The 25,278-nt window shown below is 40.7% G+C and carries 19 protein-coding genes and 1 riboswitch; of the genes, 15 read left to right on the top strand and 4 right to left on the bottom strand.

All coding sequences use genetic code 11. The features are described from left to right. Positions 1 to 102 precede the first annotated feature (102 nt). From KJS58_RS04635 to KJS58_RS04605, 7 genes are all read left to right on the top strand, one after another. A complete protein-coding gene (locus KJS58_RS04635) occupies positions 103 to 822 on the top strand; it encodes a cytochrome c biogenesis CcdA family protein (protein ID WP_249716891.1) in 720 nt (239 codons plus the stop codon). Between the two features lie 14 nt (positions 823 to 836). Beyond that, a complete protein-coding gene (locus tag KJS58_RS04630) occupies positions 837 to 1,358 on the top strand; it encodes a redoxin family protein (RefSeq protein WP_213530878.1) in 522 nt (173 codons plus the stop codon). Positions 1,359 to 1,387: 29 nt separating this feature from the next. Beyond that, the gene (gene msrB / locus KJS58_RS04625; RefSeq protein ID WP_306433054.1) at positions 1,388 to 2,488 is read left to right on the top strand and encodes a peptide-methionine (R)-S-oxide reductase MsrB; all 1,101 of its coding nucleotides are present in this window, start codon (positions 1,388 to 1,390) and stop codon (positions 2,486 to 2,488) included. A gap of 100 nt (positions 2,489 to 2,588) precedes the next feature. Next, positions 2,589 to 3,356, top strand: coding sequence for a response regulator transcription factor (locus KJS58_RS04620; RefSeq protein WP_213530874.1), 768 nt, complete (start codon positions 2,589 to 2,591; stop codon positions 3,354 to 3,356). Further along, complete coding sequence (locus tag KJS58_RS04615) at positions 3,353 to 5,086, top strand: sensor histidine kinase (protein ID WP_213530872.1); 1,734 nt, start codon at positions 3,353 to 3,355, stop codon at positions 5,084 to 5,086. Before KJS58_RS04620 ends, KJS58_RS04615 begins: the two co-directional genes overlap by 4 nt. 228 nt (positions 5,087 to 5,314) lie before the next feature. Continuing rightward, positions 5,315 to 8,473, top strand: coding sequence for a glycosyl hydrolase 53 family protein (locus KJS58_RS04610; RefSeq protein WP_213530870.1), 3,159 nt, complete (start codon positions 5,315 to 5,317; stop codon positions 8,471 to 8,473). A gap of 275 nt (positions 8,474 to 8,748) precedes the next feature. Continuing rightward, positions 8,749 to 10,254 (top strand): malate:quinone oxidoreductase, encoded by a 1,506-nt coding sequence (locus tag KJS58_RS04605; protein ID WP_213530868.1) that lies wholly within the window; start codon positions 8,749 to 8,751, stop codon positions 10,252 to 10,254. A gap of 281 nt (positions 10,255 to 10,535) precedes the next feature. Here KJS58_RS04605 and KJS58_RS04600 read toward each other — a convergent pair whose 3' ends face one another. Together KJS58_RS04600 and KJS58_RS04595 are read right to left on the bottom strand one after the other, a co-directional pair. After that, on the bottom strand, positions 10,536 to 11,057 hold the full coding sequence (locus KJS58_RS04600) for a cupin domain-containing protein (RefSeq protein WP_213530866.1): 522 nt from the start codon (positions 11,055 to 11,057) through the stop codon (positions 10,536 to 10,538). A 39-nt stretch (positions 11,058 to 11,096) separates the two neighbouring features. Beyond that, positions 11,097 to 12,296, bottom strand: a complete 1,200-nt coding sequence (locus KJS58_RS04595) for a NupC/NupG family nucleoside CNT transporter (protein ID WP_213530864.1) — start codon at positions 12,294 to 12,296, stop codon at positions 11,097 to 11,099. Between the two features lie 211 nt (positions 12,297 to 12,507). Then, a riboswitch (purine riboswitch) is annotated at positions 12,508 to 12,608 on the bottom strand. 202 nt (positions 12,609 to 12,810) lie between these two features. Between KJS58_RS04595 and KJS58_RS04590 the strand changes: the two genes are divergently transcribed. After that, positions 12,811 to 13,545 (top strand): SDR family NAD(P)-dependent oxidoreductase, encoded by a 735-nt coding sequence (locus KJS58_RS04590; RefSeq protein WP_213530862.1) that lies wholly within the window; start codon positions 12,811 to 12,813, stop codon positions 13,543 to 13,545. Positions 13,546 to 13,614: 69 nt separating this feature from the next. Continuing rightward, positions 13,615 to 14,034, top strand: a complete 420-nt coding sequence (locus tag KJS58_RS04585) for a MarR family winged helix-turn-helix transcriptional regulator (protein WP_213530860.1) — start codon at positions 13,615 to 13,617, stop codon at positions 14,032 to 14,034. Positions 14,035 to 14,144: 110 nt separating this feature from the next. Here the strand turns inward: KJS58_RS04585 and KJS58_RS04580 are convergent, their stop codons facing one another. Beyond that, a complete protein-coding gene (locus tag KJS58_RS04580; RefSeq protein WP_213530858.1) occupies positions 14,145 to 15,023 on the bottom strand; it encodes a LysR family transcriptional regulator in 879 nt (292 codons plus the stop codon). A 198-nt stretch (positions 15,024 to 15,221) separates the two neighbouring features. On the opposite strand from KJS58_RS04580, the gene KJS58_RS04575 reads away from it, so the two are divergent. The 6 genes from KJS58_RS04575 (at position 15,222) to KJS58_RS04550 (ending at position 23,808) form a co-directional block, all read left to right on the top strand. Then, positions 15,222 to 16,508: a GntP family permease gene (locus tag KJS58_RS04575; RefSeq protein WP_213530856.1), complete on the top strand. Its 1,287-nt coding sequence runs from the start codon at positions 15,222 to 15,224 to the stop codon at positions 16,506 to 16,508. 56 nt (positions 16,509 to 16,564) lie between these two features. Continuing rightward, positions 16,565 to 17,341 (top strand): 3-hydroxybutyrate dehydrogenase, encoded by a 777-nt coding sequence (locus tag KJS58_RS04570; protein WP_213530854.1) that lies wholly within the window; start codon positions 16,565 to 16,567, stop codon positions 17,339 to 17,341. A gap of 363 nt (positions 17,342 to 17,704) precedes the next feature. Beyond that, complete coding sequence (locus tag KJS58_RS04565; protein ID WP_213531069.1) at positions 17,705 to 19,180, top strand: protein adenylyltransferase SelO; 1,476 nt, start codon at positions 17,705 to 17,707, stop codon at positions 19,178 to 19,180. 195 nt (positions 19,181 to 19,375) lie between these two features. Then, entirely contained in the window at positions 19,376 to 20,935 is a 1,560-nt protein-coding gene (locus KJS58_RS04560; protein WP_213530852.1) for a tetratricopeptide repeat protein, read from the top strand. 113 nt (positions 20,936 to 21,048) lie between these two features. Beyond that, on the top strand, positions 21,049 to 22,170 hold the full coding sequence (locus KJS58_RS04555; RefSeq protein ID WP_213530850.1) for an SGNH/GDSL hydrolase family protein: 1,122 nt from the start codon (positions 21,049 to 21,051) through the stop codon (positions 22,168 to 22,170). A 192-nt stretch (positions 22,171 to 22,362) separates the two neighbouring features. Then, positions 22,363 to 23,808 carry an ATP-binding protein gene (locus KJS58_RS04550; RefSeq protein WP_213530848.1) on the top strand — a complete coding sequence of 482 codons (1,446 nt, stop codon included), beginning with the start codon at positions 22,363 to 22,365 and terminating at the stop codon, positions 23,806 to 23,808. On the opposite strand, the gene KJS58_RS04545 is transcribed toward KJS58_RS04550, so the two are convergent. Beyond that, positions 23,697 to 25,142 (bottom strand): DEAD/DEAH box helicase, encoded by a 1,446-nt coding sequence (locus KJS58_RS04545; RefSeq protein WP_213530846.1) that lies wholly within the window; start codon positions 25,140 to 25,142, stop codon positions 23,697 to 23,699. The genes KJS58_RS04550 and KJS58_RS04545 overlap by 112 nt on opposite strands. Positions 25,143 to 25,278 lie beyond the last annotated feature (136 nt).

Here is a 25,278-nt window from a genome sequence, read left to right as displayed (position 1 = left end):
TATATACATGATCATTTTCAAGATTTACAACATCTCATTCTATGTCATAAACAGGAAAATACTTGTAATATGAATGAAGCAAGTATAAAGGAGGTGTTCCTGTTGGCTATTGAACAGCTGGTTTTAAGCTCTGTCTTCATTGCAGGTTTATTGTCCTTTTTCTCTCCGTGTATAGTACCGTTGCTTCCTGTATATATCTCCATTCTATCTACGAATGAACAGGGACAAACAACAAATAGCAGGGGCTCGCTGTCTAAGGGAAAGCTGAACCTTCATTTGTTGCTGAAAACGTTTATTTTTGTAGCCGGCTTATCCACCAGTTTTATTATACTCGGCTTTGGAGCGGGCTTTCTGGGTGCTGTACTGAATACAAGCTGGTTTATCGTTGTCTGTGGTGCCATTGTGGTATTGCTTGGATTACATCAAGTGGGTTTGTTTCAGGTTAATATTTTAAATCGTGAGAAAAAAGTACAGATGAATCGAAGTGAAAAGCGTGATCTCGTTGGTACTTATTTATTAGGATTTACGTTTAGTATCGGTTGGACTCCATGTATTGGACCTATTTTAGGTGCCGTACTAGGCTTATCTGCAAATGAAGGTCAGGCATTATACGGAGCATTCCTTATGTTCATCTATGCACTTGGCTTACTTATTCCGTTTTTAGTTCTAGCTTTATTTTCCGATGTTTTGCTGCGTAAGGTAAAAAAATTAAATAAGCATATGAACAAAATGAAGATTGCTGGCGGTGTCATCATTATTATTATGGGTCTGTTCCTTATGACCAATAATCTAAACTGGTTTACTACACTGATCCCGCAGTAAGAGGAGTGAAAACAATGAAAAAGATGATACTTATTCTGCTCGCAGTAACCATGATCTCCTTGCTTGCTGCATGTTCATCTGGAACGAAGGCAACAGAAGCAGGGGGGACTGCAAGTGCAGAAGCACCCAATTTCACTTTAACTGACACTAACGGCAAGACTCACAGCTTATCCGACTATGCAGGAAAAAAAGTATATGTGAAGTTCTGGGCATCCTGGTGCTCGATCTGCTTAGCAGGTCTTGAAGAGGTAGACCTACTCGCAAAGAACGATGAAGATTTTGTTGTCTTAACGATTGTTTCTCCAGGCTATAAGAATGAAAAAGAAACAGGGGCTTTTAAAAAATGGTTCAGTGGTGTGGAAGAAGCAGCGAATACAACGGTGTTGCTTGATGAAGGCGGTAAAGTAGCCGATGAATTTGGGGTTCGTGGATATCCAACGTCTGCGTATATTGACTCGGATGGAAAGCTCATTCAAACCCTGCCCGGTCATGCAGGTAACGAACAAATCATCGAAAAATTCGCATCAATAAAGTAAAGGAAAGGCTGTGAAGACGAATGAAGAAGATGGGATGGTTTCTGCTTTTGGGACTGGTTATTGTAATCGCAGGATGCGGAACAGTAAAAGCAACGAGCGGATCGGGTTTATCTCTGAAGGCAGACTCAAAGTACCCGGAGAATCCAAATGTAAATTTAGCTTTTGATGAGAATAATCTAGAGGAGATTTGGCTGGCTGGCGGCTGCTTCTGGGGAGTCGAAGCTTATATGGCCCGTGTGTACGGGGTCTATGATGTGACATCTGGTTATGCCAATGGTCATACGGAGAATCCCACTTATGAGCAGGTGATTCGCGGTAATACAGGATATGCGGAAACCGTTCATGTTACGTATGATCCAGAGCGCGTTGATTTAGAGAAGCTGCTAACTTATTATTTTAAAATCATTGATCCAACGATTCTAAATCAGCAAGGAAACGATCGCGGAGAGCAATACCGTACAGGTATTTATTATATAAATGAGGAAGATAGAAAAGTGATAGATAAAGTCATGGCAGCGGAACAAGAACGTTATGATGATCCCATTGTTACGGAAGTTGAGAAGCTGACCAGTTATACACTTGCAGAAGAATATCACCAAGATTATCTAGAGAAGAATCCAGACGGATACTGCCACGTTGAGTTTGATTCATTAGAAAATCAGGAGATTCCTTCTCTGATCGACCCGGCTCTATATCCAAAGCCAAGTGAGGAAGAGATTAAAGCAAAACTCACGGATGAACAGTATGAAGTTACGCAAGGGAAAGGAACAGAACGAGCATTCTCAAATGTTTATTGGGATAACTACGAACCAGGGATTTACGTGGATGTAGTAACAGGCGAGCCTTTATTCTCATCTGCAGATAAGTATGACTCGATGTGCGGATGGCCGAGCTTTACGAAACCGATCGATCCGGCAGTTGTGCTTGAATATGAAGACACCAGTTATAACATGATTCGCACCGAAGTAAGAAGCCGTACGGGAAACAGCCATTTAGGTCATGTATTTGAAGACGGACCAGAGGACCGTGGGGGCCTGCGTTATTGTATTAACAGTGCCTCCATTACTTTTATCCCGCAAGCAGATATGGAAGCGGCCGGTTATGGATATTTGGAACATCTTACAAAATAGATACAGTATTGTACAATATATATAAGGTGAACAAGGGAGATGGTGAAAGCCATCTTCTTTGCGATGGACATATGGTCCAAGCCTTAAGAAGGAGGAGACAATGTATAAACTACTTCTAGTTGATGATGAACCCATCATCATTCGAGGAATTCGTTCCTTTGTTGATTTTGAAGCATTGTCCATCTCTGAGGTATTTGAAGCCTCAAACGGGGAAGCTGCGCTAGATATTTTCAAACAACACGAACCTGATTTTATCTTAGCTGATATTAATATGCCGAAGATGAATGGGCTTGATTTTGCCATTGCGGTTAAGAGTCTAAAACCAGACGTAAAAATTGCCCTGGTGACAGGCTATGATTATTTTGATTACGCAGTTTCTGCTTTAAAAGCAGGTGTGGATGATTATGTACTAAAGCCCGTTTCTAAAAAAGATATTGAGCAAATGCTAAAGAAACTCATTGAAAAAAGACAACAAGCGGACAAATACATAGAGGTATCGCGACTTGTACAAGATTTGAAGAAGAATACAGATACAGCAGACGATACGGGTTATAAAGTGAAAATACAAAAAGAGATTGAAGACAATATTGCGAATAAGGATTTTTCCTTAACATATCTAGCAAAACAGCTGGCTCTCAGCACTTCCTACCTCAGCAGTCTTTTTAAACGTCTGTACGGTCAAACCTTTCAAGAGTACATGGTAACCATGCGCCTAGAACGCGCCAAGATTCTGCTGCTTAGCACTCATATGCGGGTTTATGAAATTGCAGATGCGGTTGGTTTTGAAGATCCGAACTATCTGAGTGCCTCATTCAAACGAAAGTTTATGCTATCCCCTAACCAATTCCGGGAAAAGGCACGGGAATGAGGATGTCACGCTTCTATGTTTTTAAGAAACTGCGCGTTCAAATTGCTCTCCACTATATTGTTGCAAGTGTGCTGACCCTGCTGTTTATCGGAATTATTTTATACTTTAGTATTGCATCCATTGTTCAGAAAGAAGCAACAACGAATACGGAGAATGCAGTGGAACAGAGCGGAATGTACATTGATTTGTATATTGACCGGCTAAAAGCTCTCTCGCGGTTGCTTGCGGAGAATCCGCAGCTTGTCGATTATTTTTCAAGTACAGATCGGCAGCAAGCAGATAAAGAAAAGATTCTTAGCATGATTGATACCTCCATAGCTACAGATCCGTTCATTGAGTCGATTGTCATGGTCAGTAAGGACGGGCAAATTATCTCGAATGAATCGGGTTTATCGATGAGTATGTCGAGCAACATGATGAAAGAAGCGTGGTATGTATCTGCCATTGATAATGGGAACGTTCCTGTTCTCACTTCGGCGCGCATGCAGGATTTTAGTATGGATAAAGATAACTGGGTCATCTCGCTCAGCCGTGAAATTAAAAATGAACAGGGCAGAAATATCGGTGTTCTTCTCATTGATGTTCAGTATAAAGTAATCGAAGACTACCTGGAGAATTTAGATTTAGGACATGCGGGCTTTTCCTTTATTTTAAATGCCAACCATGAGGTCGTATATCATGAAGATCCTGCTTATTTTCAAAATGAAATCAAACAGCAGGAACTGTATGAAATTGCTCTAGATCCAGCAGCATATGATCAGACCGAGCAGACCTTTACACATTTGTATTCTTTACGGAACGCAGACTGGATTTTTGCAGGGGTATCATCCCAAGATGAACTGACAGCAATTAAAAACAAACTATTTAACATTTTCGTCCTCTTCGGCTTTGGATTTCTCATCATCGCCACCGTCAGTGTGGTTCTTTTTACAGGCAGGATCACCACACCTTTTCGTAAATTAGAGCGAGCCATGCAAGATATTGAAAAAGGACTTACAGAGATAAAGGTTGATAGCAGAGGATGTTATGAAGCGCAGAGCCTTTCTCGGCACTTTAACGGTATGATGATGGAGATCAGAAAACTAATGCAGGAGATTACGGACAAAGAAAAGGATTTACGGCGCTTGGAAATCAGTACTCTGCATAGTCAGATTAATCCCCATTTTCTCTATAATACGCTTGATACCATCGTGTGGATGGCTGAGTTTAATGATAGTGAGAAGGTCATTGAAATGACGAAAGCGTTGGCACAATTTTTCCGTTTATCTTTAAGCGGAGGCAATGAGCTGACTACAGTAGAGAATGAACTTGATCATGTAAGGCAGTATCTATTTATTCAAAAAGAACGTTACGGCGATGGGCTTGTATATACCATTGATTGTGACCCATCCTTATTAAGAGTGCAGATGCCTAAGATTATCTTACAGCCGATTGTTGAAAATGCACTGTATCACGGGATACGGGGGCTGGATCGCCAAGGTGTAATCGAGGTTCGTGCAGAAACGGATGGGGACCAGGTTATTTTTACAGTTCGGGATAATGGAGAGGGATTTGATAAAGACCTACTTGTGCAAAATCGAGTGAATCAATCGACAAAACTTGGGGGTGTCGGAATTAAAAACGTGGATGAGCGTATTCAGTTGTATTACGGCCCGAAGTATGGAGTAAACATCCATTCAGATCATAATGGGACAACTGTACGTATCGTAATATCAAAGACACTGGATTGAAATGAACTTATATATTCATTGCGAAAGGTCGTTCTCTTTAAAAAGGGAACGGCTTTTTGCCGTTTGTCAGGAGTGGCTCATGTGAGACGAATGCTTGCATAAGGATACAAAATATTTCATTTACATACGTTACCCGCCATATGTTCTCTTGTATATTTAGATGTAAGTGCTTACAAGAGGAGAAAGTCGCTTTTGTAGTGAAAAAAAGGGTTAAAGGGTGGTCTAAACATGAGAAGAAAAGAAAAACAGATATCTTTATTCATGGTATTGATCTTGGTGTTAAGCACGTTTTCGTTCAACATGGGGACAGCGAAGGCGGAAGATGTAAACAGTACATATATCAAGAACGGGGGATTTGAATCTGATTTTTGGAAGGACAAGTCTTGGACGGTGGAAACGGAATTGTGGGATCAAGTGGTTATCGAACGTTTCGCGTATGCCGATGATTCCTCGATCACAGCTGAAGAAGGGGAGTATGCATTTAAATACTGGATTGATAATACAAAGGCTACTAATACCCAACTTGTCACGTTAAAACAGTCAATTAAGTCCCTTCCAGCAGGAACTTATGAGCTGTCATTGAAGTCGATGGGCGGAGCTGATAAGGCGGCGGGAAGCGTTGAACTATTTGCGGGAAATGATAAGTCAGCAGCAGTTTCTACCACGGGATTTGATACTTGGGGAACAGCTAGCCTGAAATTTGTCCTAGAACAAGATACTTCTGATTTTGTCATTGGGGCCAATATAAGCGGCGCTCCAGGTGCATGGGGATATGTAGACCATTTTGAACTGAAGCAAGTAAGTACCGATATAACCCGGCCGGTAGATGCAAATATTTTTGTGAAAAAGGTGGAAGGACTCTCACCTGATTTTATTAAGGGTGTTGATATCTCCAGCATTATTTCTTTAGAAAAAAGCGGAGTAAAGTTCTATAGTGAGAAGGGCATTGAACAGGACATATTTACAACGTTAAAAGAAGCAGGAGTCAATTATATTCGGGTACGTGTATGGAACAATCCATTTGATTCCGCGGGTAAAGGTTATGGCGGCGGTAATAATGATCTGGACACTGCGATTAAAATCGGTAAAAGGGCTACTGAAAATGAGATGAAGCTACTGGTGGACTTCCATTATTCTGACTTTTGGGCCGATCCTGCCAAACAGCATACACCTAAGGCATGGGCAAATTTAAGTTTTGAAGAGAAGAAGACTAAACTGTATGAATATACAAAGGATAGCTTGCAAGAAATGATCAACCAAGGCATTGATATTGGCATGGTGCAGATCGGTAATGAAACCAATGGGCAATTTGTTGGTGAATCAGATTGGACAAAGATGAGTGAGTTGTTTAATGAGGGAAGCCGTGCAGTTCGAGAGATTGATTCGAATATTCTGGTCGCTCTGCATTTTGCGAATCCAGAGGCATCGGGCAGGTATGATTCATATGCAAAAGAATTAAAGCAAAACGAAGTGGACTATGATGTGTTTGCGAGCTCCTATTATCCATTCTGGCACGGTACACTGAGTAACTTAACTTCGGTTTTAAATCAAGTTGCCGATACCTATGGAAAAAAAGTCATGGTTGCAGAAACTTCTTATGCATATACGAAAGAAGATGGTGACGGACATGGAAATACGGCACCGGGCTCTGGTCAAACATTAAACTATTCCATTACTCCACAAGGTCAGGCCAATTCCGTTAGAGACGTTATCCAAGCAGTGGCGGATGTTGGTGAGGCAGGAATCGGTGTTTTCTACTGGGAACCTGCGTGGCTTCCGGTAGGTCCGAAAGAAAGCTTGGAGCAGAATAAAATCAAATGGGAAGAGCATGGATCGGGCTGGGCATCCAGCTATTCAAAAGAATATGATCCTGATGATGCAGGAAAATGGTACGGCGGAAGTGCCGTCGATAACCAGGCACTATTTGATTTTGATGGACATCCGCTTCCTTCACTGAATGTGTTCAAATATGTCGATACAGGGGCTGTTGCTCCCGTTGCCATTGATGAAGTTAAGGATGTAGCTGTGACGGCGATTGCAGGAGAGAAGATCACTTTGCCGACCGTTGTAAATGTTACTTACAATGATGGAAGTACAAGGACGTTATCGGTTGTGTGGAATCAAAGTGAGCTGGAACAAGCCGAAAGTAAAGGTGCAGGCAGTTATGTGATCAGTGGAACGGCAGAAGGTGGAATGACAGTAAAAGCTATTCTTGAAATTAAGAAAGAGAATCACGCCAGTAATGGAAGCTTCGAGAGTGATGACCGGAGTATGTGGAAAATCACATATGGAGAAGGAAGAGAGCCGCATACGAAATATCAGGATAAAGTTACAGATGCAAAATCGGGCAGCTATTCTCTGCATTTCTACTCAGCAGAAGCAGTGGATTTCAGAGTGGAGCAGACAATATCGGGACTGAAATCCGGCTATTATAATCTCTCTATGTTTATACAAGGAGGCGATGCGTCTAGTTCCGATATGAATCTTTTTGCTATATCCGGCGGTAAAGAAGTGAAAGTGGCTACAGAAGTAGATGGATGGACGCAGTGGAGAAATCCAGAGATTCAGAACATTTTAGTTACCGATGGAACCATTACAATCGGAGCGAATATCAAAGCAGGCGGCGGTGCTTGGGGAACCATGGATGATTTTTATCTGGGCTATGTAAAAGAGGTGGGATCCGTTCCTGATTCAGGCACGGGAACAACGCCGGAGAGTCCTGGAGGAGGGCAGTCTCAGCCAGAGACTCCTGCTAATCCAGCTCCAACTCCTGAGAATCCTGCTCCGCCTGCAGATTCACAGCCTGATGTACATCAACCGTATATGACAGGATATCCGGATGGAACCTTTAAACCTGATCAAGCGATGACTAGAGCGGAAATGGCCACAGTTTTATCAAGGCTTCATGCAGGACAAGAGGTAACCGCTCAAGCGATAAATTATACGGATGATCTCGGCTGGGCAGCAAAAGAGATACATGAAGTGACTTCAGCAGGTTTAATGACAGGATATAGAAACGGAACCTTTGGACCGAATAAGATGATAACTAGAGCAGAGATGGCTGCAGTTGTGGTGCGCTGGATGGATTTGAGTGGAGATTCCTCTTCACCATTCATGGATACCAAAGGTCATTGGTCAGAACAAAATATAGCCTTGGTACAAAAGACAGGTTATATGAAAGGAATGCCGGATGGAAGTTTTGGACCGAATCAGTATCTAAGCCGAGCAGAGGCGGTAACTCTAATCAATAGAGTATTAAAAAGAGGACCGCTATCCGGCATCACTGCTTCATCGTGGTCTGATGTGTCACTAGATCACTGGGCCTCGCAAGATATTGAAGAAGCCACAGTGAGTCATAATTCTACTCAGGATATGATAAAGAAGTAAAAGAATAGAGGTAGAACGTTCACCTTCGGTGTACGTTAAGATACGGTACAGGGATGACATCCACTGTGCCGTATTCTTTATATTCTTAATGGAATTATAATCCTAACAACCAGTAAAATTTACACAGTTTTCTATTATTTAAAAGTAGATAAAATAGTGATATGCTAGGTGTAGGTTTAATTCATCTAGAAAAGGTGTGCAAAAAGGCTGTATTATCCCGTGCATGATAGCGCATACATCTTTTCTTCAAATACTAGCGTATAAGGACGGTAATTATGAGCAACAGACAAACCGAAACAGACGTAATCTTAATTGGTGCTGGAATCATGAGTGCGACTTTAGGGACATTGCTAAAAGAATTAGTACCGAACTGGAACATTAAAGTATTTGAAAAGTTAGCAAGTGCAGGTGAGGAAAGCTCTAACGAGTGGAACAATGCAGGAACGGGTCATGCCGCACTCTGTGAGCTTAACTACACAACTGAAAAAGCAGACGGCTCGATCGATATTAATAAAGCAGTAAATGTGAATGAACAGTTTCAAGTCTCTATGCAGTTTTGGTCTTATCTAGTAAAAAGTAATTTGATTCGCAATCCGCATGATTTTATTATGCCATTACCCCATATCAGTCTAGTACATGGCGAAAAAGATGTAGCATTTTTGAAAAAACGTTATGATACAATGATAGGCAATCCTCTGTTTCAAGGTATGGAATTTTCCAGTGATCCGAAGAAATTAGAGGAATGGATTCCGCTTATTATGAAAGATCGCAAAACAAATGAGCCTATTGCTGCCACAAAGATGGAAACGGGTACGGATGTGAACTTTGGCGCTTTAACGCGCATGTTATTTGGCCACTTAAAGAACAAAAACGTTGATATCAAATATAAACATAGTGTCGAAGATATAAAACGAAACAGTAACGGATCGTGGGAACTAAAAGTACGAAATGGCAGCGGTCAGGTCGAGCGCCATACAGCTAAGTTTGTTTTTGTTGGCGGCGGCGGCGGCAGTCTTCCATTACTACAAAAGTCAGGGATTCCCGAAGGCAAACATATTGGCGGCTTCCCAATCAGCGGACTATTCATGGTATGTAACAACCCAGAAGTTATCGCAAAACATCATGCTAAAGTGTATGGCAAAGCGAAAGTGGGTGCACCACCCATGTCAGTTCCGCATCTGGATACAAGATTTATCGATAATAAAAAATCATTACTTTTTGGGCCTTTTGCCGGCTTCTCGCCAAAATTTTTAAAAACTGGATCTATGTTCGATTTGATCGGTTCAGTAAAACCAAACAATGTACTCACGATGCTCGCAGCTGGAGCTAAAAATATGTCTTTAACAAAATACCTCATTCAACAAGTGATGTTATCCAAAGAAAAACGGATGGAAGAGCTCCGAGAATTCATTCCGGATGCCAAAAGCGAAGATTGGGATTTGCTTGTATCGGGGCAACGCGTCCAGGTCATTAAAGATACCGAGGCTGGAGGCAAAGGAACACTGCAATTTGGTACCGAAGTGGTAAGTGCCTCCGATGGCTCAATTGCCGCTTTACTGGGTGCTTCTCCAGGGGCTTCTACCGCTGTTCCTGTTATGCTTGAAGTTATTGAGAAATGTTTCCCTGAGCATCTGAACAATTGGAAACCGAAATTAAAAGAAATGATTCCTTCCTACGGAATGTCTTTAATGAAAAACCCTGATCTCATCCGTCAAATTCACACTTCCACTGCACGGACACTTGGTCTAAACAATGGTGAATTGCAATCGTCCATCAAGTAGTATCTGCTTCATATAAGGCTCTACAGAGTAAATAAATCGGTTCGATCAAATCATGCACAAACATCGTTCCCGCTAAGAAGCGGAGAACGATGCCTGTTGTTATATATTAAGGTCTTATTTGGTTAGCGGGTCTCTACTTTGATAAAATCGACATACGCCGTTCTAGATAGAAGAAACTTGATATAAATATTCCTAAGAAAAAAACACCTTTTATTAAAGGATCGGCTTGGTGCCCATCTTTTAACTAAAGGTGTTTATTATGAAACCATTATAAGGAATACCTACTCTGGGAGTACCTCATAAGCTAGCTTCATGATGATTTCTTTATGCTCAGGGTATGTAGCCAAGAGCTGATCTTGTGTAAACATTTCAAAATCTCGGAATTCAAATCCAGGTGAAACCATGCATCCAACGAGAGAGAAGGTATCTTCGTCCATCACAGAGGAACCGAAGATTGAATTTTTAGGAACGAGAATTTGAGGAACTTCGCCTTGCTCCAAATTAATTCCTAATTTGTGCGCTTTATATTCACCATTCTCATCAATGACATGAATCGTAAGCGGACTTCCTGCATGATAGTACCATAGCTCATCTGATTTCAAACGATGGAAATGAGAGATATCATTGGAACCGAGGAGAAAGTAGATACTAGTATAAAGCTTTCTAGTTCCTTCAAAATTTACACTCAGTTCTTGATCTGAAGTCTGTTCTTGAGATTCAAAAGTTCTTTTATAATATCCGCCCTCTGGATGTGGTTCGAGTCCCAGCTTGGATACATAATACTGCGCATCTTGTCCTTGCATAGCTGTATACCTCCTATAAGATCTGTACTATTTTTCATTTTACCAAACAAACAGCCCAACAACCATTGCCGTTAAACTGGATACGAGCATACCGCTTGCTAACAGCAGCCATGTATATTTGGATATAAATTTTGCTCTTACATCTCCGAACAGGGCCTGCATACTCCCAAGAATAATACCAATCGTTGTAAAGTTACAGAAAGATACAAGAAACGTAGAAATGACTGCTTCTGTATGTGGAGTTAAGCTGGACATAAATTCACTTAAACTCGTCATAGCAACAAATTCATTCAAAACAATTTTCTCGCCCATTAATTGACCTACAGTGAAGATCTGTGAGAAATCTACACCCATTAAGAAGCTAATTGGTGAGAAGATGACACCAAAGATATTTTGAAGCGTGAGCTGATCATGAAATAATCCCAAAATCGTGTTGATTGCGGTAATCAGGGAGACAAAACCAATAAGCATGACCGCAATAATCAATGCGAGTTTACCGCCTGTCATCATACTTTTTGAGATCATATCGAAGAAATTACCTTTTTCCTCTTTGGATGGAGTATATACAATATCCTCTTCAGCCGTAACACGATACGGATTAATGATAGAGGTGATGATAAGTGCGCCAATTGCATTCAGTGGAATGGCAGTCAGTACATATTTAGCGTCTAGCAGCTGCAAGTAGGAACTTAGCATCGGTGCACTAACACAGGACATACTTATCATTGCAACGGTTAGCAGCCGTTTGTCACTCATTTTATTGAGCTGAGTACGTGTTACGGCCAAAGCCTCATTATTCCCAAGAAACATAACTTGTATTGAATAGAAACTTTCGAAACGCGGCGTTTTTGCTATTTTGGAGAATGCCCAACCGACCGCATTAATCAGAGCTGGCAAAATACCATAATGGGTTAGGATATCAAAAAATACAACAACAAAGATAATCGGCATGAGCACATTCATAAAGAACGTATAAGCAGATCCGTCAAGAGGAGCAAAATCTCCGAACACAAAATTTACCCCAGACATGGAACTATCAATTAACCATAAGAAGAAGTCAGAGATCCAGGTGATCACTTGCCCACCAATATCGGTCGATAACATAAACCAAGTTGTAGCTAATTGCAGCATGAACAGGATGATAATGGGCTTAAAGGTGATTTCCCTTTTATTGAATGACAAAAGATAGCTTAGCCCTAATAAGACAATAATTCCAACGAGGTTTATCAATAAATACATTTTGGTTTTGCTCCTTCTGATGATCTAAGATTGTAACATTAAAATATTTTTCTCTGAAAATAAAAGGGAGAAATTAACGCCCGGCATTATCTTTATTTGTATAATAAAACAAATAAACCCAGAAACTACCATACTCTTCCACGAGTAGATAATAGTTCCTGGGTTTCTGCACAAAATCAGACTCCTAAAATATATATAAGAGAATGAAACACCAATACATATCACTGCTCATAGTCGAAACCTTTATGGGGCTCGGTAGAAACTTGCAGGCCATATCCCTGCGATTATATGAGAGAAAATTATTAATTTATAATTTTAATGTCTGGGTGAATTATAGCAAAATATTAAAAATTAATAAACAAGTTTAATTAATTATAGTGACATTCTGCATTGTATCCCCTTACATTTCCCATTGCTTTCTCTCAGATTCTCTGGTAAAGTTTAGATAGTTAATATTTAGACGTCTAAATATTGAATATAAAGATAAATATTTGGGTTATAGGAGGCTTTTAAAATGGGCAAATTAGATAATAAAGTAGCGATTATCACGGGTGGTGCTTCTGGTATTGGAGAGTCCATGGTGGATCTTTTCGTACAAGAAGGTGCAATCGTCATTGCTGCAGATATCAATGAGGCAGCGCTGGAAAAAGCAAGCCAAAAAGAAAATGTATATGGATTGAAATTAAATGTTGCTTCTGATGAAAGTTGGAAAGAACTAGCTAAAGAAGTAAATGATCGCTTTGGCAAAATTGATATCCTTGTTAACAATGCAGGTATCTCTTCTGAGAAACCTTTCGCAGAGATCAACGAAGAAGATTGGCAAAAAATGCTTTCCATTAATGGTTTTGGACCATTTGCAGGTATGAAACATGTAACTCCTTACATGGCTGCTCAAAAGAAAGGTTCGATCATTAATATCTCTTCTTACACAGCACTCATCGGTCAAGGATTTAACCATTACTCTGCATCCAAAGGTTCCGTACGTGCTTTATCTAAAGCAGCAGCTACGACTTTTGGACGTCAAGGTATTCGCGTAAACGCTTTGTTCCCAGGAATCATTGAAACGCCAATGACTAAAAACTTGAGTACTTCAAAAGATTTGTTAGATCGTTTGGTACAAGCAACTCCGCTGCAACGTTTGGGTCAACCTAGCGATATTGCACAAGCTGCTCTGTTCCTGGCTTCTGATGATTCTTCTTATATCTCAGGTGCTGAGTTAGTTATTGATGGTGGATTCTCTGCTCAATAATATAGTAACCAGTGTGACAGCTCTTACATCTTTATTTAAGAGCTGTCATGTATAACCAAGGAGGATTTTATGGAAAGACAACCCTTTTTTGAACTTATACATAGTATGGATAAGGTAACCAATCAATTAATTATTGAGTGGAATAAAACATTTAACGAAGACCTTGGTATTTCGCAGATTATTGTGCTCGGTCATTTAAAAATGAATGGAAAAAGCCGGCCGTCGGACATTGCAAAAACATTGGGACTTACTCCTCCTACGCTCAGTTATTTATCAGATAAATTGGTAAAGAGGAAGTTCGCTAATCGATTGACGCATGAGAGCGATCGTCGAGTGATTTATTTAGATATTACAGACGATGGTATAGATGTCTTGAATAGAGCAACCCAAGCAGGTGAGAAACTGCGTATGAATCTATTTAAGAAGTTAACAGAGCAAGAACGGGAGCAATTAATTAGTCTATATCGAAAGCTAAATAGTGAAGAGTAATGCTAGAACCTCATTTACCCCTCAGTAATATACTGTAAACCTTTGTATTTTCTTGTATTTCAATTCCCCTGAAAGAATATTTCGAAATAATAAAATGATAGCGCTTCCCTTTAGTATCCTTCTACTAACATATTTACAAATTTCTTTAATGCGTAGGAATGGTAGGCATCTTTTTTTGTGATTACTCCAAGATTCCAGTAAAGCGTTGGGTTTTCTAATCGTACGATCTTGATATTATCGTTACTTTGTTTATCATAAATTGATTTAGGAAGCAGGGTGATGCCTAGCTGAGAAGATACGAGTTCAATAATTAAGTCCCACTGTGAACTTCGATATGAGACTTTAGGAGTGAATCCTTCCCTCTGACAGGCCTGAATAATGTAATTGTGTAGAGTAAAGTCTTTTTTGAATAAAATAAATTTCTCTTCAGCTAACTCATTCAAAGAAATAGATGTTCTATGAGATAGTCTGTGATCCTTATGGAGAAATACATAGAATTCATCTTGAATAAACGGATAGATATGAAACTTCTCTTCATTCGCCGGCAATACAATAATCCCCACATCAATCTGCGCATCTTCGATAAGTCGCTCAATAAGCTTTGCTCCATGTTCAAATAACTCTAGAGAAACATTTGGGTAACGCGTAGTAAAAATTTTTGCGATTTCCGGAAAAAATAAAGTGCCAATCAGCGGCGGTACCCCGATCTTGATATCACCGACAGCAATATTTCTAAGATCATCTAGAAGAACATTTAACTCAGATAATGCAGAAAACGCCTTCTGACTTTGCTGGTATACAATTTGTCCTGCATCTGTCAGATATAAATGTCTAGTCGAACGGTCAAAAAGTTCCACATCGAGTTCTTTTTCAAGTTTTTTGACTGCTTTACTTAAAGAAGGTTGGGTTAAGTATGAGTGCTCGGCGGCACTCGTAAAGCTTTTATATTTAGCAACCTCCATAAATGATTTTAGATCTCTTAATTCCATGTTGTAGTAACTCCTATTTATTCGTTATTGGCATACTTTTTATTCAATTTATTCATTTTACAAATGATAGTTCTGGATGTAAACTTACTTTAAGTTACCTGGTTACCTTTAATAAGATGGTTACAGTATAGTACATAACACATAAAATCGGGTAACAAATAAAGGTTTATATTCCAATTGAAAAAAAGGTGAATTCAAATGTTAAGTATTGTTGTTGGTTTAATCCTGTTGATGGCTTTAGCTTATCTGGGATGGTCCATTATTTGGGTAGCTCCCATAGCTGCCGGAGTCGTAGCATTAATGAGTGGGTTAGATGTATTAGATGCATATACAGGAACCTATATGGGTGGATTGGTTGGTTTCGTGCAAAGCTGGTTCCCGATCTTCCTATTGGGAGCAATTTTCGGGAAGTTGATGGAAGAAACAGGAGCAGCTAAGGCTGTTGCTCAAAAAGTAACCCAATTAATTGGGAAAAAGAGAGCTATTCTTGGCGTACTCATTGCTTCCGCTTTATTAACCTATGGTGGAGTTAGCTTGTTCGTCGTTGTATTTGCAGTCTATCCGATTGCTCTTGAGTTATTCCGTGAAGCCAATGTGACGAGAAAGTTACTTGTTCCGACATTTGCTCTTGGAGCTTTTACCTTCACCATGACATCCATGCCGGGAACGCCACAAATTCAAAACTTGATTCCTATAGATTACTTTCATACAACGCCTACTGCAGGGCCGATCATTGGTATAGTCACTACTTTAATCATGGCCGTTGGTGGATATCTTTGGTTGTCATTCCGAGAGAAAAAGCTCTCTGCTAAGGGCGAAGGGTTCACTGAACCTAGTGTCGTCGCATCAAACGAGAAGCAAGAAAATGAAAAAACGCCGAATTGGCTGGTATCGTTGGTTCCTCTTTTTGTAGTAGTTATACTACTGAACGTTGTGAAATTGGAGCCTGTATACGCTTTAATATTGGGTGTCCTAAGCATCATGCTTATTAACATAAAGGATTATAAAAAGTTTGTGTTCTCCATTAACGAAGGAGCAAAAGGGTCTGTAATGGCTATTTTAAACACGAGTGCTGCAGTTGGTTTTGGAGCTGTTATCGCTATTGTACCAGCATTTGATAGCATTACGAATTGGCTTCTTAATGTTTCAGACAATCCATTAATTGCTCAATCGCTCGCTGTTCAAATCATGTCTATTATCACAGGTTCTGCTTCTGGCGGGATGGGGATTGCACTGAGTACAATGGGGGATACATTCTATAATCTTTCTCAAACAACAGGAATTAGCCCAGATGTATTCCATAGAATGGCTGCCGTTGCTTCGGGTGCATCTATTCTACCTAATAACGGAGCTCTACTAACACTTGTTGCTGTTACAGGCTTGTCTCATAAAGAAACATACAAAGATGTATTCATGGTAGCTCTATTAATACCTACTATTGCAGTAATCGTCGGAATTATACTCGGTGGAATGGGGATTGTTTGAAAATTTGTTAAAGAAGACACCAAACATACTATTAAAATTACATGGAGGTTTTTATTATGGTTAAGAATAAAGTTGCTATTATTACAGGGTCGGCTCGTGGAATTGGATTTGAAATCGGGAAATACTTTGCTGCAGATGGAGCGAAAGTTGTACTGTCGGACATTAATAACGAGATGCTGCAAGAATCAGCTGAATCACTAAGACAACTGGGTTATGAAGCAATCGGTATCAAAGCCGATGTAACGAAAGAAGAAGATCTTCAAAATCTAATTACTGAAACGAAAAATACGTATGGGCGTGTAGATATCGTAATTAACAATGCTGGTTTGCAGCACGTAGCACCGATTGAGGAATTCCCAACTGAAAAATTTGAATTGATGCAAAAAATCATGCTTACCGCTCCGTTTATACTTACTAAACACGTCTTCCCAATTATGAAAGAACAAGGTTTTGGACGTATTATCAACATCGCTTCTATTAATGGTCTCATTGGATTTGCAGGAAAAGCAGCTTACAACAGTGCCAAACACGGGGTTATTGGTTTGACAAAAGTAGCAGCATTGGAAGGTGCTGAGCATGGTATTACTGTAAACGCGATTGCACCAGGATATGTAGATACTCCACTTGTTCGTGGACAGATGGCAGATCTAGCTAAAACGCGTAATGTGCCTCTTGAGGATGTGCTATCCGAAGTTCTTCTTCCTCTCGTTCCACAAAAACGTTTGTTAGATGTTAGTGAAATTGCAGATTATGCTTTGTTCTTGGCAAGTGATAAGGCGAAGAGTGTTACAGGTCAAGCAGTAGTTATTGACGGTGGTTATACTGTTCAATAATAAAGGGTAAAAATAGAAGATAGACCATAGAATATAAGGGAAACCTTTCTGTCAATTGAAAGCTGTTGATAGAAAGGTTCCCTTTTGTTTTTTTAACCATACTGTTACCGTTTCGGTAAGATAATAAGGGATATATGTCCTTTCGAATTCTTTGGTGAATTGGCAAATAGGAAGAAGTGTATGAAAGCGAGGGGATTGGAACATAGCAGGAACTGAGAATGGTGAAGCTCCCGTACCAGTTCAGTGGAGCTTTAAAGCCGAGGGTAAAAGAACAGTAGATTATTTGCTTGATAAGCAAGAAATGGGTGGAAAGGGTATACTACAAAACAAGAAGTGTTCTACAGGCCAAAAGAGGGAGATGTAATCATGAATAAAAAAGAAACCTCAGACGCAGGCTGGAATTATGACAACAGTTACTCTCGTCTGCCTCAAATATTCTATACCCGCCAAGACCCTGAACTGGTACGTTCACCACATTTGGTTGTATTTAATGATGAATTAGCGAAGTCTCTTGGACTAAATGAACAGGTGCTGAATAGTGATCAAGGTGCGAACCTACTCGCAGGTAACGAGATCCCAGAGGGAGCTTACCCGCTCGCTCAAGCTTATGCAGGTCACCAGTTTGGGTATTTCAACATGCTTGGGGATGGACGAGCTGTGCTCATCGGGGAGCAGGTTACACCATCAGGTGAGAGATTTGATATCCAGCTGAAGGGATCAGGCAGAACGCCATATTCAAGACAGGGAGACGGCCGGGCATCGCTTGGACCTATGCTGCGTGAGTATATCATTAGTGAAGCGATGCATGGTCTTGGAATCCCGACAACCCGTAGTCTTGCTGTGGTGAAGACAGGCGAGCTGATTATTCGTGAAACCTATCTGCCGGGCGCTATTCTAACCAGAGTAGCAGCAAGCCATCTGCGTGTAGGAACATTTCAGTATGCTGCGAATTGGGGGACGAAAGAGGATCTAAAATCCTTGGCCGACTACGCTTTACAAAGACATTTTCCAGATTCAGCTGATGCAAAGAACCCGTATCTCCGTCTGCTTCAGGAAGTAATTCAACGACAGGCCCTTCTTATAAGTAAATGGCAGTTAGTCGGCTTTATTCATGGAGTGATGAATACCGATAATATGACGATCAGCGGAGAGACCATTGATTATGGTCCTTGTGCATTCTTGGATGATTATGACCCGGCAACTGTATTTAGTTCCATTGATCGGGAGGGACGGTATGCATATGGAAATCAACCAAGTATTGCGGGATGGAATCTCACAAGATTAGCAGAAGCCTTATTACCTTTGCTGCATGAGGATACGGAGCAGGCGGTGAGTCTAGCCCAGGATGTACTAGCTGAATTTCCTAAGTTATATCGTCAGCACTGGCTGGCGGGAATGAGAGCAAAATTAGGGTTATATACGGAAGAGCAGGAGGATGAAACCCTGATTGAAGATCTGCTTACGATGATGTACAAGCAAGATGCCGATTACACCAACACATTCCGTTCTCTAACTTTGCAGCAGCCTGAAGATGTGGCCATGTACGGAAGTGACGAATTCAATTCTTGGTTTGAGCAGTGGCAGGCAAGACTAGACAGACAACCAGAAGAAAAGGCTGAAGCCTATGAGCTGATGCGCCGCAGTAATCCTGCCGTGATTCCTCGTAACCACCGGGTAGAAGCTGCATTAGAGGCAGCAGTAAATCAAGCAGACTACAGCGTTATGGAGCAGCTGCTAGATGTTCTTAAAGACCCTTATGCTTATACAACTGAACAAGCTGAATTTGCTGCACTTCCGCCGAAATCAGCTGTACCGTACCGGACCTATTGCGGGACCTGACGGTAAACACCAAGACAGTACGATCATCATATGAAGCTTAAGGAAACAGGATATGTGACCCGCATGTTAGATGGGAATGTATCCTGTTTTGCTGTAGAATTCGTGACAGAAGGAAAAAAAGAGTATGATAGAGTAAGAAGAAAGATGCATGATACAAAGCAATAAATAACGGGTAGAGAGCAGGATACAATGGAAATGATAGAGAACAAAAAACAACGTTACCGCTTTAGCGAAGCACCAATATGGGACTTATCGCGAGCTTATTATGAGGAAAAGGGAATGAAGGCATGGAATAATGACCAGGTCCCTCAATATATAACGAGTAATCCGATGATTGCTACTGCTTATGCAGAAATGATATTTGGCTTTCTCCAAGATCGGGCCACTCAAGGTCATATCACAGAACCGGTTACGATCGTAGAGCTGGGAGCTGGAGCAGGACGTCTTGCTTACCATGTACTTCTCGAGTTATATAAACTCAGGGACTATGCAGGGATATCACTGCCGCCATTCCGCTATGTAATGACGGATCTTGCCATGAGTAATGTACTCGCTTGGAAAGAGCATCCGGCACTGCAATCTTTTATTCAGGATGGTGTACTTGATTTTGCAAAATTTGATGCTGTTCAGGACACGGAACTGAACCTAGTAATGGCAGGCATCACCATTAGTAAAGGAGATGTTAAACAACCTTTACTGGTTGTGGCTAACTACTTCTTCTGCGGAATTCCTCAGGAATTACTTTATATTCAGGATGGAAAAATATATGAAGCTGATGTTTTTGTGGAATATCCTGAACATATGGATACACTGAAACCGTCTGAAGTATTAGATCAAATATCTTTGCGTTATGAACATAGAAGAGCACCTGAGTATGAGCAGGAAGCTTATCCTTATCGTGATGTCATTGCTGTTTATCAAGAAGAATTAGAAGAATCGCATATTTTATTTCCTGCTGCGGGACTCACTTGTTTAGAACGTTTGAATCAGTTGTCACAGGAAGGTTTTGTATTAATTACGGCGGATAAAGGGGAGCATTTACTCGACTACTGGAGATTCTCAGAACCGCCGGAACTCATAATGCACGGAAGTTTTTCATTAACGGCTAATTATCATGCACTTCAGCAAGTTTTTGAACAGAGAGGAGCCGAGGCATTATTCTCTCCGCACCACTATCGTAATATTAATGTGGGATGTATTCTTAAGCTGGATCATCCAAAGGAATATTCAAATACAAGGCTGGCTTATCGCCGGTTTATTGAGCGGTTTGGTCCAGATGAATTTTACAGTATGAAAGAATGGGTCGATCAAAGAATAGACAGCATGGGAATGCAGCAAATTTTAAGCTTCTGGCGTCTCGGTGGATACGATGCAGAATTCTTCATTCAGAGTGCAAAACAGATTAGCAGTCTGCTGCCGGAGGCAAGAGATGAAGAACTGCTGGATATCAATAGAGGTATAGAGATCATGTGGTCATCGTACTATGTGATGGAACAGCGCTACGACTTAGCGCTGGATGCAGGATTAGTATTGTTCGAGATGGAGATGTATGAAGAGTCCAAACATTACTTAGAAATATCGATCGAGTTAAGCGAAGATGAGGAAGAGATCGTATCTACCGTCTTCTATTGTTTAGCCATTTGCTGCTTTGAGTTAGAAATGATTGAAGAAGCACTTCATTACCTCAGAAAACTGTTAGAACTTGAACCAGATCATGAAGAAGCTTTAGCCTTATTGCAAGGGTTTGATCAATAGATTTTTTGAAAAGACAGGTCCTTTTTGGATCTGTCTTTTGCTATTTAAAAGGGTATATTTTACATCCGGCGAAATGTATATAAATAAAGAGGAATGTTTAGGAGGATATATACATGGAGACGCTAGCTAAACTAGAATTACATCCCTTATCTGAAATCGGAAATTTGAAAGTTCACGGGAGAACGACAGGACGGCTTTCTCCGCTCACGTTATTCTGGACAGGAAGTGCAGTTGAATTCAATGTCAGAGGATCAGAATTATGGGTAGAAGTAGAGGCAGATTACGATACATATGAGCCTTGGATCAGTATTCTGATTAACTCGGTTCCTGTAAGCAGACAAATGATAACAGCGGGAAGAAGCTTTATTTGTGTATTTAGAGGGATGAATAAAGATGTTGTGAAAAATGTGCGCATTGTGAGAGATATGCAAGCGATGAGTGGAGATCCCGGTAATTCATTGCAGATTCACGCCGTGAAGTCTGACGGCGATTTTCTGCCTGTGGAAGAGAAACCGTACAAAATTGAATTTATTGGGGACAGCATTACATCGGGAGAAGGAGCCATTGGTGCGAGAACCGAAGAGGACTGGATCCCGATGTGGTGCAGTGCAATTCACAATTACAGCACGATGACGGCAAGTAAGTTACAAGCGGATTACCGGATTCTCTCTCAAAGCGGATGGGGTGTTCTTACAAGTTGGGATAATAATCCGCGTGCAAATATGCCCGATTATTATGAGAAAGTATGCGGCATTCTCACGGGGAAGAAAAATGAAGCTTTAGGAGCCTTTGAGGAAAATGATTTTGAATCATGGCAACCGGATGTTGTAGTGGTGAATCTCGGCACGAACGATGGTGGAGCATTCTATTCTCCTGAATGGAAGGATGAAGTAACGGGAGAGATCCATAAACAACGATTGCATGAGGATGGTTCCTTTCATGAGGAAGATTTACAATCCTTTGAGGATGCCTCGGTGCGTTTTCTCATGAAGATTAGAAAGTATAACAAACAGGCAAAGATCGTATGGGCTTACGGAATGTTAGGGATACCGATGATGCCAGCCATATACCGAGCGGTTGATGCATTTAAGCAGAAAACAGGAGATCAGAACGTCTCTATTTTCCAACTGCCAAATATGACAGAAGAAACAATGGGCGCTCGAAGCCACCCAGGAGCAACTGCTCATGAAAAAGCCGCTGAAGAGTTATCCGCTTATATCCGAAATCTCCTATAAAGATTTTAACTAAAAAGCATCCTCACGGATGCTTTTCTCAATTGTATAAAATTGGATGGGTGAAATGGCGTGCATTATATAGTCAGCAGATTCGAATTTACTTATAATAATAAATTAGTGCATGTGCTAAATTAATCCAAAAATATTACAACTAATATCTTTTATAGTAAAGGTTAGAAGAGGAGGTAACGCTTGTTTCAAATCTTGCTGCTTAATTTCTTGTTTTTACTCTTTCCCGTCCTCTTATTTTTGATCTTTTTTGAAAACAGGCCCTTTTGTAACAATCGTTACGTTTTTGTGGCTCTCTCGGCAGTAACCATGAGTCTTTGTATCATCATGCCGATTCGCTTAGAAACCGGCTTTATTTTTGATCTGCGATATATCCCTTTTATTATTGTTGCTTTATTCGGTGGGTACAAGAATGTCTTTCCTTTGTATGTTCTGCTAAATATTTTTCGACTCTATGTGGGAGGAGAAGGTATGCTTCATTCCTTTCTTTTTTCTACTGGTGTGCTGATTCTGATTCCGCTATTCAGTAAGACGTTTAATCGATTGGAATCGAGAGGCCGCATTATAGCTGCAACTCTTTTTTCTTTCTTAACGATGGGATGTTATCTTATCATCTTAGGCTGTATTATCGGAGATTTAGATCATAAGTTCTGGGTGCTGGTTATCAATGCATTAGGGACACATATTGTGATGATGCTGATCATTATGATTCTTATCGAGAAAATAATTACGAATATTAAGGGACGCGACCGAATCCTTTACTCAGAAAAATTAAATGTTGCCAGTGAGCTGGCGGCTAGCGTGTCTCATGAAATAAGAAATCCGCTTACGGTAACCAATGGGTTCTTGCAATTATTAGCGAAATCCAAAACCATAACAGAGCAAGAAAGAAGATATATTAATTTATCTTTGCTGGAACTGAAGCGGGCAGAGAAGATTGTCAGTGATTATCTCTCTTTTGCTAAACCACAATCGGAGAATATGGTTTATTCCAACATGAGAGAAGAGGTAGATTACACCCACGAAATGATTATGCCCTATGCCTTGTTACATAAGGTCGATGTGAGGCTTACATTTAATAACACATTAAAGGCACATTATGACCGGAATCAAATCACGCAGTGCCTTATTAATCTATACAAAAATGGGATTCATGCCATGACAGAAAAGGGCGGCGGTACACTTTCCATCGACATCTCGGAAAAGAAACAGAATATTATGGTCCGAATTGAAGACACGGGAAATGGCATGACTAATGAAGAAATTACGCGCCTGTATAAGCCTAGTTATTCGACGAAAGAAGAAGGAACCGGTCTTGGAATGCTGATGGTTTACAGTACCTTGAATAAGGTGAAGGGTAACATTGAGGTACATAGTGAAAAGGGCAAGGGAACTACCTTTCTATTAACGATACCCGCATCAACCGCAGAGACTTTTGAAATGGATAATCAATATAAAAAGACGAAAGGAACGCTACAGCAGCGCGTTTTCTCTCGTCTTTTTATATGGCTAAAGCTCTATTTGTTTCCTTTACGGACTTTCAATTGCTTTCCTTTTATGGTTGTATTCTTCATCATCTCAAGCACTAACGGTCCTTTGCCATTCAGAATTTCCACATCCGTTACATGATCATGAATGGTAATAATACCAATATCGTCCGCAGTGATTCCATCTAATTTCGCAATGGTTCCCACGAAGTCTACCGCTCTGAACTTTTTCTTCTTGCCGCCATTGAAGTTGAGCTTCATGATCTGTTCGTTTAACAGCTCACGCTTATTCTTCTTAAGTTCGGTACGAACATGTAATTTTCGTTCGAATTCTTCTCTGCGAAGATTGGCGGCCTCTTCGGAAGGAGCTTTGATCTTAGGAATCTCAAACCCAATATAGGACTCAATATCCGCTAATCGTCTGCCGTCTCTAGGAGTAACGAAGGTAATCGCTTTTCCTGTCTTTCCTGCACGCCCTGTACGCCCTGTACGGTGAACATAACTCTCTTTTTCCAGCGGAATGTCGTAGTTAATAACATGTGTAATATTCGAAATATCAATCCCTCTAGCTGCTACATCTGTAGCAATCAGGTAACGGAATTGTCCTCTTCTGAAAGCGTTCATCACTTCAAACCGTTCTTCTTGTTCCATACCGCCGTGAATCCGATCGCATGGATATTCGAGATCAGCAAGTTCTCTGAACAAGGAATCGACATGCTCTTGAGTACGGCAGAAAATAATACAGCTGTCTGGGTTCTCGGTTACAAGTACATTTTCCAGCAGAGCGAGTTTGTCTCCCTCTTGTACCTGAATAAGAGCATGTTCAATCGTTGATGTGGTAATCCCGGTTGCTTTAATTTCAATTTCGGTGGGACTGTTCATATACTTACGAGATAGCTTGGCTACATCTTCTGGGAAAGTAGCGGAGAATAACATCGTAACTCGATCCTTCGGCAGTGCCTGAATGATGGACTGAACTTGTTCAATAAAGCCCATGTTCAGCATTTCATCGGCTTCATCAATAACGAGATAAGCGATTCTTTCTAGCGCAAGTGTTCCTCGTTCAATATGATCAAGTACGCGTCCAGGTGTACCGACCACCATGTGAGTCCGTTGTTTTAATTCAGCTTTCTGCATATGAAACGGATGTTTCCCATAAAGCGGGGTAGCTTTGATCCGTTTGAAGCGGCCAATATTCGTGATATCTTCCGTCACCTGCAGGGCAAGTTCGCGAGTTGGTGTCAGAATGAGAGCCTGCGGCTTATTTTCGTTCCATTCTACTTGCTCGCAAAGGGGAATACCGTAGGATGCGGTTTTACCGCTGCCTGTTTGTGATCTGGCTACCAAATCTTTATTTTGAAGTACGACAGGAATGACTTCCGATTGTACTTCTGTTGGCGTTTCATAACCTAAGCTATGAAGTGCTCTTATAATTTCTTCACCTAAAGGGTAATCTGTAAATTGCTTCTGACTCATTCTCAACCTCTTCTGCACTATATTTCAATTCATATACATATAGAATTTTGTCTCTAATCTAACCTGTACTTATCCAGTATACTCTATTGTTTGATTTCTCTCTAATTTCACGCAAATGTCAGTCTTGCATAAGAAA

This window comes from Paenibacillus sp. J45TS6 (assembly GCF_018403285.1).
Classification (GTDB): domain Bacteria; phylum Bacillota; class Bacilli; order Paenibacillales; family Paenibacillaceae; genus Paenibacillus.
The sequence above is the reverse complement of the archived record's forward strand: the minus strand, read 5'-3'. Positions and strand labels throughout refer to the sequence as shown.

Excerpts from the sequence above, each read along its gene's own strand:
- KJS58_RS04615 (WP_213530872.1), top strand. The coding sequence starts at position 3,353 with ATGAGGATGTCACGCTTCTATGTTTTTAAGAAACTGCGCGTTCAAATT.
- KJS58_RS04555 (WP_213530850.1), top strand. The coding sequence starts at position 21,049 with ATGGAGACGCTAGCTAAACTAGAATTACATCCCTTATCTGAAATCGGA.
- KJS58_RS04545 (WP_213530846.1), bottom strand. The coding sequence starts at position 25,142 with ATGAGTCAGAAGCAATTTACAGATTACCCTTTAGGTGAAGAAATTATA.
- KJS58_RS04570 (WP_213530854.1), top strand. The coding sequence starts at position 16,565 with ATGGTTAAGAATAAAGTTGCTATTATTACAGGGTCGGCTCGTGGAATT.
- KJS58_RS04610 (WP_213530870.1), top strand. The coding sequence starts at position 5,315 with ATGAGAAGAAAAGAAAAACAGATATCTTTATTCATGGTATTGATCTTG.
- KJS58_RS04595 (WP_213530864.1), bottom strand. The coding sequence starts at position 12,296 with ATGTATTTATTGATAAACCTCGTTGGAATTATTGTCTTATTAGGGCTA.
- KJS58_RS04620 (WP_213530874.1), top strand. The coding sequence starts at position 2,589 with ATGTATAAACTACTTCTAGTTGATGATGAACCCATCATCATTCGAGGA.
- KJS58_RS04590 (WP_213530862.1), top strand. The coding sequence starts at position 12,811 with ATGGGCAAATTAGATAATAAAGTAGCGATTATCACGGGTGGTGCTTCT.
- KJS58_RS04585 (WP_213530860.1), top strand. The coding sequence starts at position 13,615 with ATGGAAAGACAACCCTTTTTTGAACTTATACATAGTATGGATAAGGTA.
- KJS58_RS04630 (WP_213530878.1), top strand. The coding sequence starts at position 837 with ATGAAAAAGATGATACTTATTCTGCTCGCAGTAACCATGATCTCCTTG.
- KJS58_RS04580 (WP_213530858.1), bottom strand. The coding sequence starts at position 15,023 with ATGGAATTAAGAGATCTAAAATCATTTATGGAGGTTGCTAAATATAAA.
- KJS58_RS04560 (WP_213530852.1), top strand. The coding sequence starts at position 19,376 with ATGATAGAGAACAAAAAACAACGTTACCGCTTTAGCGAAGCACCAATA.
- KJS58_RS04605 (WP_213530868.1), top strand. The coding sequence starts at position 8,749 with ATGAGCAACAGACAAACCGAAACAGACGTAATCTTAATTGGTGCTGGA.
- KJS58_RS04600 (WP_213530866.1), bottom strand. The coding sequence starts at position 11,057 with ATGCAAGGACAAGATGCGCAGTATTATGTATCCAAGCTGGGACTCGAA.
- msrB (WP_306433054.1), top strand. The coding sequence starts at position 1,388 with ATGGGATGGTTTCTGCTTTTGGGACTGGTTATTGTAATCGCAGGATGC.
- KJS58_RS04575 (WP_213530856.1), top strand. The coding sequence starts at position 15,222 with ATGTTAAGTATTGTTGTTGGTTTAATCCTGTTGATGGCTTTAGCTTAT.